Here is a 14,823-nt window from a genome sequence, read left to right on the forward strand (position 1 = left end):
TGTGCAAAATTTGATATAATAAAAGAACGAACGTTCTGATTAGGGAGTGAGTACTATGCGAGAAATGTATCCGAAAAATGGTCGTGTTATTTTACATGTAGATATGAATTGCTTTTTCGCATCTGTTGAAATTGCTCATGATCCATCATTACAAGGAAAGCCATTAGCGGTTGCTGGAAATGAAAAAGAGAGAAAAGGAATTATTATAACATGTAGTTATGAGGCGAGAGAATACGGAATACGTACGACGATGCCCCTTTGGGAAGCGAAAAGGTTATGCCCGCAATTAGTTGTAAGGCGTCCTAATTTCACATTATATCGCGAAGCTTCATTTCAAATGTTTCAAGTCCTTTCTCGTTTTACAGAAAAGATACAACCAGTCTCAATAGATGAAGGATATTTAGATATTACAGATTGCTACGCACTTGGTTCGCCTCTTGAAATAGCAAAGATGATTCAACAAGCACTATTAACAGAGTTGCAGCTTCCGTGTAGTATCGGAATCGCTCCAAATCTTTTCCTAGCAAAAACAGCTTCTGATATGAAAAAACCTCTCGGTATTACCGTACTTCGAAAACGTGATATTCCAGAAATGATTTGGCCACTTTCAGTTGAAGCAATGCATGGGATTGGAGAAAAAACAGCTGAAAAATTAAATGAAATTCATATACATACAATTGAACAGTTAGCGAAGGGAGACGAGCATATCATTCGCGCTAAAATTGGCAAGCACGGTATTGATTTACAAAAGCGTGCAAAAGGTACGGATGATAGGGAAGTGGATCCGAGTCAAATGGGCCAACATAAAAGTGTCGGTAACTCGATGACTTTTTCAAAGGATATGGATGAAGAGAAAGAATTACTTGATATGTTAGAACGGTTATCAAAATCAGTGAGTAAAAGATTACAAAAGCGAACCCTTGTCAGCTATAATATTCAAATTATGATTAAATACCATGATAGGCGAACAGTAACACGGAGTAAGCAATTGAAAAATGCAATTTGGGAAGAACGCGATATTTTTCAAGCAGCATCCCGTTTATGGAAGCAACATTGGGATGGTGATTCCGTTCGTTTACTAGGTGTTACAGCTACTGAAATAGAGTGGAAGACAGAATCGGTGAAACAATTAGATTTATTTTCATTTGAAGAGGATGCGAAAAAAGAACCACTACTTGCTGTCATTGATCAAATTAACGATAAGTATGGAACACCGATTTTACAACGAGGTAGTCAACTACTACGTAAGCAAGAGAAGTCGTTTCAACAAAAGTTAGAAAATAAGTTTATGTAGAAGGTGTCATGAAGTAGTAAAATCATGACACCTTTCCTATTATACAGGCACCAAGTGATACGAGAGCATTTGTCCGTAACCCAGCCATTCGGTGTCTCCATTGTCTTTCCATTCCAATGCAAGCTCCTACAATAATTGCTATAACTAACCTGAATACAATGTCGTACCATACCATCATGGTCACCTCCATATATAATATGTGTTATGTTTTTTAGAATGAGCGGGGGATACCCACTCATTCTTATTTTTACAACCAGCTATGAAACTTTTTAATATAAAGCTTTTTCAGGAATTGTGTTAAAAAAGCGTAGCCTAATAGTATTCCTACTAACCAAGGGAAATAGTTAAGTGGCAATGCTTGTAAACCAACGGCTGTACCAAGTGGTGAGAATGGAATATAAATCCCAATTGCCATAATAAGAGCGGTTAATAAAACGACTGGTGTTGATGCAGTGCTTTGAATAAATGGAATCTTTTGTGTTCTTATCATGTGAACAATTAAAGTTTGTGTTAACAATCCAACGACAAACCAACCGGACTGGAATAATGATTGCTCGCTCGATGTATTTGCACCAAATACATTCCACATGACTACGTATGTGATAATATCAAATATAGAACTAATTGGGCCGATACAAATAATGAATTTTCGTAAGTTTGCAGTATCCCATTTTCGTGGTTTTTCTAGAAACTCTTTATCCATTTTGTCCCATGAAATAGAAAGTTGTGAAATATCATAAAGTAAGTTTTGAATTAAAAGATGAATGGCAAGCATCGGTAAAAAAGGAATGAAAGCACTTGCTACTAACACGCTAAACACATTACCGAAGTTAGAGCTAGCTGTCATCTTAATATATTTTAAAATATTTCCGAATGTAGTACGTCCTTCTAAAATCCCTGCTTCTAATATAGTTAAACTTTTTTCGAGTAGAATAATATCGGAAGCTTCTTTCGCAATATCAGTAGCAGTATCAACAGATATTCCGACATCAGCTTCACGTAATGCTACAGCATCGTTAATGCCGTCTCCCATGTAACCTACAGTGTGTCCATTTCCTTGTAATGCGTGTATAATACGAGATTTTTGCATGGGATTAAGCTTCGCAAATACAGTCGTTTCTTCGGCAAGTCTTGCTAATGCTTTATCTGGTAAAGAATCAATCTCGTAACCGAGGATTGGTTCGCAGATATCTAATCCAACTTCTATACAAACCTTTCTTGTAACAATTTCGTTATCGCCAGTTAAAATTTTCACTTGTACACCATGTTTTTGTAATGCTTGAATTGCAGCTGCTGCAGATGGTTTCGGTGGATCTAAAAAGCCGATATATCCAGCGAGAATCATATCAGTTTCGTCTTTTACTGCGTACTCTGTATCATTTATTCTTCTATCTTTTTTATAAGCAACAGCAATAACCCGCATACCTTCACTATTTAGTGTCTCACTTAGTTTTTTGACATTTGAACGTATTTCCTCGGTGAGTGGAACGATTTTTTCATCCACTTCAGTGTAGTTACAAATTGATAAAATTTCTTCTACGGCACCTTTACAAACCATTGTATGTTCACCTGAAATATCCTTTACGATGACTGACATACGCCGGCGGGCGAAATCGAATGGAATTTCATCTAGCTTTTGAAAAGCTGATGGATTAAATGTATTGTTTTCCTCTGTATGCTTAATAACAGCTTTATCTATTAAATTTTTCAAACCAGTTTGATAGAAACTATTTAAATAGGCAAATTGCAAGACGCGATTGCATTCATTTCCCTTGGGATCTAAGTGACGAACAAGGACAACTTTATCTTCTGTTAAAGTTCCGGTTTTATCTGTACAAAGAATGTTCATAGCACCTAAGTTTTGAATAGAATTTAGCTGTTTTACAATTACTTTTTGTTTAGACATGTTAACGGCACCTTTAGCTAAATTAGCAGTTACAATCATCGGTAACATTTCAGGTGTAAGGCCGACAGCGACGGCAATAGCGAAGAAGAAAGCTTCTTGCCAATCACCTTTTGTGAATCCATTAATGAGAAGGACAATAGGTGCCATAATAAGCATGAATGTAATTAAGAGCCAGCTTACTTTGTTTACACCTTTATCAAAGCTTGTTTCTACACGCTTTCCAATTACCTTATTGGCTAAAGAGCCGAAATACGTATCGGTACTTGTTGAGATGACAACAGCTTTTGCGCTACCACTTACAATATTTGTTCCCATGAAACAAAGGTTTTCCATATCGAGTGGATTGTAATTTTTTTTCATGTTTGTCGGTAAGATATGCTTATTTTCTGTATGGTAGCAGTGTTCGTATTTTTCTACAGGAAGTGCTTCCCCTGTTAAAGAAGATTGATTAACAAATAAATCTTTAGCGGATACAATACGCACATCAGCTGGAACGATATCACCGGCTGAAAGGGAAATGATATCGCCAGGTACAAGTTCCTCAATTGGAATTTCTGTTGTGTAATTTCGATTTAAATTCGTTACATTTTTTGTTTCATGTACAAATCCATTTATTCTAAATACGCTCGCAGTTGTTCGAACCATAGCCTTTAACTTATCGGCAGCTTTTTGAGAACGAAATTCTTGGGAAAACCGAATTGTTGCACTAAGTAGTACCATTGCAGATACGACAATTGTTCCTTGCATATCATCCGTGAAAAAGGAGAGTGCTCCAAGAGCTAATAAAACGAAAATAAATGGATTTTTAAATGCCGACAGAAATTGAATGTACCACGGTGCCATTTTATTATGAGCTATTTCGTTCGGACCATATAAAGAAAGTCTACGAGACGCTTCTTGTTTAGATAATCCATCTTGTGTTGTTTCTAAAAGTTTTAACGCAGAGCTTACATCTTGTGTTGCAACCTCCACTAATAATTCGTTATTTGTTTTCATGCTATCTTGCTCATAAGCATGCTTTGTTTCTTGTCTTTGTAAATTAAACATCGGTAGTTCCTCCTCTGTCATGAAGGAGGAAACAATCTGTTACCTAACTATTTGAAATGGTGAGGAACAGTTTCTTTCCTACCTACATGATGAAATATGAATGTAAAACGTATGGGTATCTGGGCCGAATCGTCAATTGCCAACTGTTCCTCACCTCCGTACAATTTAGTAGTTTCTGAATATGCTATGTTTGTTTCATAGTAAGGTGCATATAGACGTAAAAAGACCTTTACTCAAAACGAGTAAAGGTCTGAATTCGCAGTTAAAAGAGTCCACAACAAAGACTGTTAGTAGACATAAATAAAAACAGTTTTTGTGTATGACAAAATACATGCACCTCTCCCTCGTTGAGTTTTAGCACTGTATAGCATAGGTACTGAAACCAGCTACATTAAAAAAGGCCTTCATTCCGACCTTTCCTGTTGACCCATTGGCGTCTCTCGACATTTTTGGGCAGCAGCGTTTCTCTATACAGGAGCCTCACCTAACAGAGACCATATTCAATTACATGTTGAATGTTAGCACTGTAAAATTGTAGTGTCAATATCTTTTTTATCTGTGTTTTTAAAATATTAAACGGATTTATAATAGATATGTGGGATGAAATGTATGATATTGATTATAAATAATATGAAAAATAAATATTTTTATAAAAGGGGAATTTGTAATGGTACCACAAAATTTTATTATAAATATTGAGAATCAAAAGTGGTTGTTTAATGAGCAGGAAGATTTATGTTCTCACGGGGAAATTTATTTAAATGTGGATGGAACGATTATTACACAAACAGGTATGGATGAGGAATGGGGAATAAGTGAATCAGCTTTAGCTCTGTTACGAACTTTAGATAAAGAATATATTTGTGATATTGAAAATGAAGAGGGGCTTATTTTGCACGGATGTGGCACTATGCTCATGTTAGGATGCCCAATTTCAATTCATTGGACTATAAACCATATAGGTGAAAATGTGGTTTTAAAGGATTTTGTCAAAGTTATTTCTACTGATCAAAAGGCTATATACTATGAAGGGCTTCATATAGAAGTAAATGAAAATGAATATAGAAAACAAATTGTTTCTTTTGCGCTACAGGCAAAAGAATTATTCAATAAATCAAGTGAAAAGATAATTTTAAATGAGTTTGAGCGAAGTATGTATACCGACTTTTGGATGGAATATGATCATTTGTTAAATAAGTATAAATAAAAAAGCACTGTAACCAGTGCTTTTTTATTATAGATTACGAGATTGTAGGGTTTTCAAAAATAACAATCTCTGAACTGTTTGTAGTTGAAACGCGTTGGGCGTAATATGTTAAAGCTGAAGAAATATATGCTGGTAACGTATCATTTGTATGTGATGTTGTATATTCATGGATTAATTCCTTTAAAGTTGTCCATTCTAATTGTGCTGGGTGATCAGACACGAAAGAACTTACCCAGCGATCAAATGAAGATGAAAAATCAGTTTGTAAACGAAATACTTCTTTCATAATAAAACGCTCCCTTAAAATGTAGTATAATTATTTTAACACAAAACACGAACGATAGCTAAATTTTTTGAGTATAACGTTCGTGTTATATAGTTGTCTAGATGTTTGGTTATGTAAATTCAATTTGCCATTTGAAATAACATTCCGTAAGATGAGAGATAGAGTATATTTAGAGCTGGAGGAAAGAAAGTGGAATTTGTATTTTTAGGAACTGGTGCAGGTGTTCCTTCAAAAGGAAGGAACGTTTCAGCAATTGCTTTACAATTGTTAGAAGAACGAGGACAAACTTGGTTATTTGATTGTGGTGAGGCCACGCAACATCAAATATTACATACATCTGTACGTCCGCGCCGCATTGAAAAAATATTTATTACGCATTTACATGGCGATCATATTTTTGGATTGCCTGGTTTATTAGGTAGCCGTTCATTTCAAGGAGGAACTACGCCTTTAACGGTGTATGGACCGAAAGGAATTAAACAATTTATTGAAGTGGCATTATCGGTAAGTACGACACATGTGAAATATCCACTTGAAGTTGTGGAGATAACAGAAGAAGGTACCGTATTTGAAGATAATGAATTTTATGTAGAAACGAAAAGATTGTCACACGGTATAGAATGCTTTGGATATCGTATTGTAGAGAAAGATATACAAGGTGCTCTTTTAGTTGATAAGTTGCTTGAGATGGGTGTGAAACCAGGTCCAATCTTTAAACGTTTAAAAGATGGTGAAGTAGTTGAATTAGAGGATGGCACGATATTAAATGGAAATGAGTTTATCGGCCCACCTCAAAAAGGAAGAATTATTACTATCTTAGGTGATACGCGATATTGCGAAGCGAGTAGGGAGCTTGCGCAAGATGCAGATGTACTTGTCCATGAAGCGACTTTCGCAGCAGAAGATGAGCAACAAGCGTATGATTATTTTCATTCTACATCTAAGCAAGCTGCGAGCATTGCACTTCAGGCAAATGCGAAGCGACTAATATTAACTCACATTAGTTCTCGCTATCAAGGAGATACATATAAGGAATTATTGAAAGAGGCTAGAGAGTTGTTTTCTAATACAGAAATAGCGACAGATTTGAAATCATTCCCAGTAGAAAAATAATTATTTTGTAAAAAATGGTAACAGCGGGTTACCATTTTTTTATGTCTAAAAAAATTTAAAAATAAAACTGTTATTATTTTATACTTATACTTGGATGATACAGAAAATTAGGATGGTTTGAATATATAGGATAAAAATACGAAATAATGATTATTTAGAAAAACTGTTATATAAGTCAGATGACATACAAGTGATACAAATAGCAGAAATGGACTTTTATTCAGAACTTTTAAAATTCAACAAAAGTAAGCGTTTTATAAAAAACAAGCTATAATGAGGGCAGATTATAATTTATGATAAGTCGCATGTATTTTAGTCATTATCGTAACAAGTGAAGTTGACTAAATCATGAGAGAGTAACACGAGAATTATAATAGGAAAGATATTACTATTATTTGTCATAAGTCTTTTTCACTTTTTAGCTAAACGATATGATTAGCAAGTGTAGCTATTGCGAGTTCCTTAGTAGAAGCTTTTTATTAATAAGGTAGTGGAGATTTAATTGGTACACCACTCTTTAAAAGAGTTCAGAACATCAGCAGGTAGTCTAGGCGGAATAGCGGGTGCAAATTTAGTTGCATTAGCAATGGTTATATCACTTGTTTATGCTATGCTTGCAATGGCTTCTGTGTTAAACTTTGGATTGCTACCAGACTTTATTCTGGATTATCTTGTATCATTTTTAAATGAAAATAATGCTAAGATTCTTATGTATTATGATAACTGGTATTATTTCAGGTTATATTGGATTACTTTTATTCAAAAACTATCCAATTCGTACAGCAGAACAAATTCGTGGTACAACTGGAAAAGCGACAGATGTAGCAGCTTAATAGAATAGTAGAATAAATTTTTTCATAGAGGTTTAGGGGGAGTTATGATGAAGTATCGCTCAGTATTTGATATTATCGGTCCAGTTATGATTGGACCATCAAGTTCACATACAGCAGGCGCAGCAAGAATGGGGCAAGTTGCTCGCCAGCTGTTTCGTCATGAACCAGAAAGAGTAAGCATTTCGTTATATGGATCATTTGCAAAGACGTATCGAGGGCATGGTACGGATGTAGCACTAATCGGTGGAATATTAGGATTTGAAACAGATGACTTACGTATTCCAGAGGCGCTAGAAATAGCAAAAGAGCGCGGAATTGAAGTGGAATTCATTGAAGAAGATGCCAATGCACCTCACCCAAATACAGCGAGAATTCGTTTGTATAAAGGTGAAGATGAAATTGAAGTTGTTGCTTGCTCAATTGGTGGCGGTAAAATTGAAGTTGTAGAATTAAACGGATTCGATCTTCAATTATCAGGCACGAGCCCAGCACTACTTATTGTAAATAACGATCGCTTCGGTGCTATTGCAGCGGTAGCTTCAATCCTTGCGAAACATGAGATTAACATCAGCACAATGAGTGTTTCTCGTAAAGAAAAAGGAAGAAGAGCGCTTATGGTCATTGAAACAGATGAATTATTAGCAGATGAAGTAATTGAAGAAATAAAAGCGCAACAAAATATTTGTCAAGTAACTATTATGGAATAATTGCAGGGGGGACACACCATGTTTCGGAACGCAGCGGAACTAGTGGCGCAAGCTAAAGAACAAAATGTAAAAATCGCAGAAATTATGATTCAATGTGAAATGGAAACAAGAAGTATTTCACGTGAAGAAGTAATTGCTGGTATGGAAAAGAACTTAGTCGTGATGGAGCAAGCAGTAGAACGTGGTATTCGCGGCGTGAAATCACCAACTGGTTTAACTGGTGGAGATGCTGTAAAAGTTCAAGCGTATATGAAGAGCGGAAAAGGCTTATCTGGAGATACGATTTTGGATGCAGTAAGCAAAGCTGTTGCAACAAATGAAGTAAACGCAGCGATGGGAATTATTTGTGCAACACCAACAGCAGGTTCTGCTGGAACAGTGCCAGGTGTACTATTTGCACTAAGAGAAAAATTGCAGCCTACACGTGAAGAAATGATTGAATTCTTATTTACAGCAGGAGCTTTCGGTATGGTTGTTGCGAATAACGCTTGTATTTCTGGTGCAGCGGGAGGATGCCAAGCTGAAGTTGGTTCAGCAAGTGGAATGGCGGCTGCAGCTGCAGTTGAGATGGCTGGTGGAACACAAGATCAAGCAGCTACAGCGATGGCAATTTCATTAAAGAACATGCTTGGTTTAGTGTGTGATCCTGTTGCAGGACTTGTAGAAGTACCTTGTGTAAAACGTAATGCAGCAGGAGCTGCGAATGCGATGATTTCAGCAGATTTAGCATTAGCTGGTGTAACGAGTACAATTCCATGTGATGAAGTAATTGAGGCAATGTTTAGAATCGGACAAACGATGCCAGTAGCACTTCGTGAAACAGCAGAAGGTGGACTTGCAGCAACGCCGACTGGTCGTCGCCTGCAAGAAGAGATTTTTGGGAAGAACAATAACTAAGTGTAATTATAGAAAAAGGAGCTCAAATAAACTTGAGCTCCTTTTTCTATTTTTCTTTTGTTAGTTGTTCTAATGTTTTTCCAAGATTATGTGATCGTTTCGTTGCCTGTGTAATACAAGAAATAAGTGCTTGTTGAAATTTATGTTCTTGTAATACTTCAATACCTGCTTCGGTAGTTCCACCAGGAGAAGTAATTTCCTTTCTCAAAATAGAAGGGTGTTTGTCACTTGCTTTTAGCATTTCAGCAGCACCAATCATCGTTTGAAGAATAAGTGATTTTGCAACATCTTCTTTTAAACCAATTTTTTTTGCAGCTTCTTCCATAGCTTCCACTACGTAATAAATATAAGCAGGTCCACTTCCGGATAATGCAGTGACAGCATGCATATCTTCTTCCTCTACAACAGAGACGAGACCAATCGTTTCAAATAAAGATGTTGCAGTGCGAATATGCTCCGCTGTTGCATGTTTTGAAGGGGAGATAGCGGTAGCTGATTTTAAAATGGCTGCGGAGGTATTTGGCATTGCACGAATAATTGGAACGTCTTTTTGAAGTAGTTTTCTAATTGAGTCAGTAGAAACACCTGCTAGTAATGAAATAATAAGCACGTTATTATTTATGTATTCTTTAAAAGGGGTAAGCGCCTCTGCAACATCCTTTGGTTTCATTGCTAGAAAAAGAATATTTGCATCAGTAAGTAATTCTTTTTTATTATGAGTACCTTTGACACCGTATTTTTTATGTAGCTCTTGTAATCTTGTCTCGTTAGAACGATTACTTACAGTAATTTGTTCACCTTTAACGACATTTGCATGTAACAAGCCACCAATAATAGCTTCGGCAATAGAGCCTGCACCGAGAAAGGAAATGTTTTGAATAGACATGATGTTCCTCCTTTAATTTTGGTTAGAAATTCTTATAAATGTACATACATTCGTTTTTTTATAGGAAACACCTCTTTTTATCTGAAAATAATGACAAATATATATAGAAGTTGTAAACTGAAGAAGTATTCATTTTTGAACCGGAAAGAGACAGGGGGGCTAAGCATGACGGCGATTCACCGAATGGAGATTCCTGTACCATTTGCAGTGGAAACTGTGAATGTGTTTTTAGTTGAGGGGGAGACATTAACATTAATTGATACAGGGACGAATACAGAAGAGGCAAGGAATGCGTTAGAAAGTCAATTAGGTGCATTAGGACATACGATAGAAGATATTGAAACAGTAGTCATTACGCATCATCATGCAGATCATTGTGGACTTTTAAATATATTTTCTGAGAAGACGAATATTATTGGACATCCTTGGAATGAGCCTTGGATTACACAAAATCCAGAATTTTTAAAGCGGTATCATGAATTTTTTAGAGAGACGGCCTTACAGTTTGGTGTGCCAGCAGCATTTTTGAAAGACGAGTCGTTATTGACGACGAGGACACTTAAATATTCTTGTAATAGATCGTTAACGCATACTGTGAGAGAAGGAGATCGTATTGATTCTTTGCCTGGATTTACAGTACTTGAAACACCAGGTCATGCTTCTACTCATATTTCTTTATATAGAGAATCTGATGGAATATTAATTGGTGGAGATGCTCTCATTAGTCATATTTCTTCGAATCCAATACTAGAACCGCCATATGAAGGGCAAACAGAGCGGGCACGCCCATTACTACAATATAATCAAACATTACAGCGTTTAAGCGAAATGAATATTTCACGCATTTTATCAGGGCATGGGGAAGATGTTCTAAATGTGAAACAACTTATTGAAACGAGATTACAAAAGCAAGAAACACGTGCTTTTAAAGTGCTTGAGTTATTAAAGGAAAAACCAATGACAGCATTTGAAGTATGTGTAAAACTATTTCCGGTATTATATAAAGAACAATTACCACTTACTATTTCAGAAACGGTTGGACAATTGGACTATTTAGCATATAATCAACAAGTGATGATTGATGAGTCATCGCAACAATTGATTTATTATGCAAAGTAGGTGACAGCAATGACAGGACGTTTACAAAATAAAGTAATCGTCATTACAGGTGCTTCTAGTGGGATTGGTGAGCAAGTTGCAATGCAAGTTGCAGCACAGGGAGCGACTCCAGTATTAATGGCTCGAACAGAAGAGAAACTACAAGCGTTAGTAGACAAAATTAAAGAAACTTATAATACGCCTTGCTATTATTATGTATTAGATGTAAGTGAAGAGATGGAAGTACAGTCTGTTTTTTCAAAGGTATTACAAGAAGTGGGACGTATTGATATATTAGTAAACAATGCGGGATTTGGTATTTTTAAAACGTTTGAAGATGCGTCAATGGGTGAAGTAAAAGATATGTTTCAAGTAAATGTATTTGGATTAGTAGCATGTACGAAAGCGGTACTACCTTATATGGTAAACAAGAACGAAGGACATATTATTAATATTGCTTCACTTGCCGGAAAAATTGCAACTCCGAAATCAAGTGCGTATGCAGCAACGAAACATGCTGTATTAGGATTTACGAATAGTTTACGCATGGAATTAGCGAATACAGATATTTATGTTACAGCAATTAATCCGGGTCCGATAGATACAAACTTTTTTGAAATAGCGGATCAATCTGGTACATATGTAAAGAATATGGGACGTTACATGTTAAAACCAACATACGTAGCAGAACAAATCGTAAAGTCGATGCACACGAAAAAACGTGAAGTAAACTTACCGAAGTGGATGGGAATTGGTCCAAAACTTTATGCTTTATTCCCAGGTTTATTTGAACGTGTAGCAGGTAAATCATTAAGTAAAAAATAGGAGATTTCCACATGGAAATCTCCTATTTTTTATTGTTTTCCAGTCACATAATCATAAACAATATCCTCAATCTCCTCGTATAAATCAATTTCAATATTTGAATGAGTCACCGTTTAAATATGTTTCACTAGCATTTCCTGATCTTCTTTTGATATTGGACTGCATTGATATTGCTGAAAACTTTTTATAATCATTTTCTCAATTAATTTTTCGTTCATATTTTTTCCCGCCTGTATGTACGTATGTATTGTTTTATTGTACTTGAAGTGAAATAAAAAAACTACTATGCACTATTTTTGTATAAAAATTCGGTTGAGTATATTATTTTTCTAATAAAATTAAGTTTTTTTAGATTTTAAAATTTATAAATATTTAATTGACTCTATAAATATACAATATTATAATCATACTTAATTTAAAGAATCGATTTGAGGAGGAACTTATGAAAGTCGCAATTATTGGAGCCACTGGATATGGGGGCATTGAATTAATTCGTTTATTAGAACAACATCCATATTTTTCGATAGCATCTCTTCATTCTTTTTCGCAAGTTGGTGAGTGTATAACAAATGTATATCCGCATCTTCGAAATGTTCTCGTTCATACGTTACAAGAAATTGATGTGAAGACAATAGGGAAAGAAGCAGAAATCGTATTTCTAGCAACACCAGCAGGAGTATCGGCGGAGTTAACTCCCAAGTTAGTAGCAGAAGGTTTAAAAGTAATTGACCTATCTGGAGACTTTCGTATGATAGATCCTTCGTCATATGAACTGTGGTATAAAAGGCCAGCAGCGAAAGAAGAAATTCTTAGAAAAGCAGTGTATGGGTTAAGTGAATGGAAAAGGACTGAGATTCAAAAGGCAAATTTAATTGCAAACCCAGGATGTTTTGCTACAGCCACATTGCTAGCGATAGCGCCGTTAATATGTAGTAGCATGATTGAAGAAGATTCAATTATTATTGATGCGAAATCAGGGGTATCAGGAGCAGGAAAAACACCAACAACAATGACTCATTTTCCTGAGCTATACGATAACTTACATATCTATAAAGTAAACCAGCATCAGCACGTTCCGGAGATTGAGCAAATGCTTACAGAATGGAATAGTGAATCACAGCCAATTACATTTAGCACACATTTAATACCGATATCACGAGGAATTATGATTACACTTTATGCAAAAGTAAAACAAAAGATGGAAATAAAGCAACTTCAAAAATTGTATGAAGAAACGTATGAACAATCGCCTTTCATCCGAATTTGTACGCAAGGGAAATTTCCAAGTCCAAAAGAAGTGAGAGGCTCAAATTATTGTGATATTGGCATAGCTTACGATGAAAGAACTGAAAGAGTTACGGTCGTTTCTGTTATAGACAATATGATGAAAGGCGCGGCTGGGCAAGCGATTCAAAATGCAAACATAATAGCGGGACTAGAAGAGATAACAGGTTTACAACATATGCCGCTTTATCTATAAGGGGGACATGATGATTAAAGTAGCGTCTATTACAAAATTAGAAAATGGTTCAATTGTAACGCCGAAAGGCTTTTCGGCAATTGGTACTGTAAATGGTCTGAAAAAGGAGAAAAAGGATTTAGGGGCAATCGTTTGTGACGTACCAGCATCATGTGCCGCTGTGTATACAACGAATCAAATACAAGCAGCCCCTTTGCAAGTAACGAAGGATAGTATAACGGCAGAAGGGAAGTTACAAGCAATTATCGTTAATAGTGGAAATGCAAATGCTTGTACTGGAATGCAAGGATTACAAGACGCATACGAGATGCGCGTGTTAGGGGCGGAACATTTTGGGATGAAAGAAAATTACGTTGCAGTAGCTTCAACAGGTGTAATTGGTGTTCCACTGCCGATGGATATAATCCGAAAGGGGGTTGCAACTCTTATACCGACGAAGGAAGAAAGTGAAGCATATTCTTTTTCTGAAGCAATTTTAACGACGGATCTTATCACGAAAGAAACTTGCTATGAAATGATTATTGATGGGAAGAAAGTGGTGATTGCGGGTGTTGCAAAAGGTTCAGGGATGATTCATCCGAATATGGCAACGATGCTTAGTTTTATTACGACAGATGCTCATATAGAGCATAACGTATTGCAAACAGCGTTATCACAAATAACGAATCATACATTTAATCAAATTACGGTGGATGGAGATACTTCTACGAATGATATGGTCATCGTTATGGCAAGTGGATTATCAGAAACAAGGCCGATAAATATGGAACATACAGATTGGGAAACTTTCGTAGGTGCTTTACAGAAGGTATGTGAAGATTTAGCGAAAAAAATTGCGCAAGATGGTGAAGGCGCTACGAAGTTAATAGAAGTAAATGTGCTAGGAGCTCAAACGAATGAAGAGGCAAAAAAAATTGCAAAGCAAATAGTCGGTTCGAGTCTTGTGAAAACAGCAATACATGGTGAAGACCCAAACTGGGGGCGAATTATTAGCAGTATTGGACAAAGTGAAGTAGCTATTAATCCGAACACAATTGACATTACTCTTCAATCTATATCGGTATTAAAAAATAGTGAGCCTCAAATATTTTCTGAAGAAAAAATGAAAGAGAGGTTACAAGAAGATGAAATAGTCATTAATGTGTACTTACACTTAGGTGAAGAGACAGGATCAGCTTGGGGCTGTGACTTAAGCTATGAATATGTGAAAATAAATGCTTGTTATCGTACATAAGGAGAGAGAA

General features: G+C 36.0%; 12 protein-coding genes, 2 pseudogenes and 1 riboswitch. Of the genes and pseudogenes, 9 read left to right on the forward strand and 5 right to left on the reverse strand.

What is annotated here, in order from left to right; translation table 11 throughout:
* The first annotated feature begins 55 nt into the window (after positions 1-55).
* A complete protein-coding gene (locus tag DN404_RS13705; protein WP_001208858.1) occupies positions 56-1,294 on the forward strand; it encodes a DNA polymerase IV in 1,239 nt (412 codons plus the stop codon).
* A gap of 40 nt (positions 1,295-1,334) precedes the next feature.
* Here DN404_RS13705 and DN404_RS13710 read toward each other — a convergent pair.
* Together DN404_RS13710 and mgtA are read right to left on the reverse strand one after the other, a co-directional pair.
* Positions 1,335-1,469, reverse strand: a pseudogene (locus DN404_RS13710) (MgtC/SapB family protein); the annotation flags it as partial.
* 72 nt (positions 1,470-1,541) lie between these two features.
* Positions 1,542-4,247, reverse strand: coding sequence for a magnesium-translocating P-type ATPase (gene mgtA / locus DN404_RS13715; RefSeq protein WP_149215133.1), 2,706 nt, complete (start codon positions 4,245-4,247; stop codon positions 1,542-1,544).
* A gap of 331 nt (positions 4,248-4,578) precedes the next feature.
* Positions 4,579-4,746, reverse strand: a riboswitch (M-box (ykoK) riboswitch).
* Positions 4,747-4,914: 168 nt separating this feature from the next.
* On the opposite strand from mgtA, the gene DN404_RS13720 reads away from it, so the two are divergent.
* Positions 4,915-5,454, forward strand: coding sequence for a hypothetical protein (locus DN404_RS13720; protein WP_000249063.1), 540 nt, complete (start codon positions 4,915-4,917; stop codon positions 5,452-5,454).
* A gap of 34 nt (positions 5,455-5,488) precedes the next feature.
* Here the strand turns inward: DN404_RS13720 and DN404_RS13725 are convergent, their stop codons facing one another.
* Positions 5,489-5,740, reverse strand: a complete 252-nt coding sequence (locus DN404_RS13725) for a DUF3932 family protein (protein ID WP_000665709.1) — start codon at positions 5,738-5,740, stop codon at positions 5,489-5,491.
* Positions 5,741-5,929: 189 nt separating this feature from the next.
* Here DN404_RS13725 and rnz point away from each other — a divergent pair, with 189 nt between their 5' ends.
* The 3 genes from rnz (at position 5,930) to sdaAA (ending at position 9,290) form a co-directional block, all read left to right on the forward strand.
* Positions 5,930-6,853 (forward strand): ribonuclease Z, encoded by a 924-nt coding sequence (gene rnz, locus DN404_RS13730; RefSeq protein WP_000397455.1) that lies wholly within the window; start codon positions 5,930-5,932, stop codon positions 6,851-6,853.
* Between the two features lie 880 nt (positions 6,854-7,733).
* Positions 7,734-8,393 (forward strand): L-serine ammonia-lyase, iron-sulfur-dependent subunit beta, encoded by a 660-nt coding sequence (sdaAB, locus tag DN404_RS13740; RefSeq protein ID WP_000877450.1) that lies wholly within the window; start codon positions 7,734-7,736, stop codon positions 8,391-8,393.
* An 18-nt stretch (positions 8,394-8,411) separates the two neighbouring features.
* A complete protein-coding gene (sdaAA, locus tag DN404_RS13745) occupies positions 8,412-9,290 on the forward strand; it encodes an L-serine ammonia-lyase, iron-sulfur-dependent, subunit alpha (protein WP_000489461.1) in 879 nt (292 codons plus the stop codon).
* 46 nt (positions 9,291-9,336) lie between these two features.
* On the opposite strand, the gene proI is transcribed toward sdaAA, so the two are convergent.
* Complete coding sequence (proI, locus tag DN404_RS13750) at positions 9,337-10,176, reverse strand: pyrroline-5-carboxylate reductase ProI (RefSeq protein WP_000027249.1); 840 nt, start codon at positions 10,174-10,176, stop codon at positions 9,337-9,339.
* Positions 10,177-10,341: 165 nt separating this feature from the next.
* On the opposite strand from proI, the gene DN404_RS13755 reads away from it, so the two are divergent.
* Both DN404_RS13755 and DN404_RS13760 read left to right on the forward strand, forming a co-directional pair.
* Positions 10,342-11,295, forward strand: coding sequence for an MBL fold metallo-hydrolase (locus tag DN404_RS13755; protein ID WP_000125119.1), 954 nt, complete (start codon positions 10,342-10,344; stop codon positions 11,293-11,295).
* A gap of 9 nt (positions 11,296-11,304) precedes the next feature.
* Positions 11,305-12,099, forward strand: coding sequence for an SDR family NAD(P)-dependent oxidoreductase (locus tag DN404_RS13760; protein WP_000147794.1), 795 nt, complete (start codon positions 11,305-11,307; stop codon positions 12,097-12,099).
* 29 nt (positions 12,100-12,128) lie between these two features.
* Here the strand turns inward: DN404_RS13760 and DN404_RS13765 are convergent.
* Positions 12,129-12,317, reverse strand: a pseudogene (locus tag DN404_RS13765) (YqzH family protein).
* Between the two features lie 224 nt (positions 12,318-12,541).
* Between DN404_RS13765 and argC the strand changes: the two are divergent.
* Both argC and argJ read left to right on the forward strand, forming a co-directional pair.
* Positions 12,542-13,579 carry an N-acetyl-gamma-glutamyl-phosphate reductase gene (gene argC / locus DN404_RS13770; protein WP_149215134.1) on the forward strand — a complete coding sequence of 346 codons (1,038 nt, stop codon included), beginning with the start codon at positions 12,542-12,544 and terminating at the stop codon, positions 13,577-13,579.
* 10 nt (positions 13,580-13,589) lie between these two features.
* Positions 13,590-14,813 (forward strand): bifunctional glutamate N-acetyltransferase/amino-acid acetyltransferase ArgJ, encoded by a 1,224-nt coding sequence (gene argJ / locus DN404_RS13775; protein WP_006921488.1) that lies wholly within the window; start codon positions 13,590-13,592, stop codon positions 14,811-14,813.
* Positions 14,814-14,823 lie beyond the last annotated feature (10 nt).

The organism is Bacillus sp. TE8-1 (assembly GCF_008368855.1).
In the GTDB taxonomy this organism is placed as follows: domain Bacteria; phylum Bacillota; class Bacilli; order Bacillales; family Bacillaceae_G; genus Bacillus_A; species Bacillus_A cereus.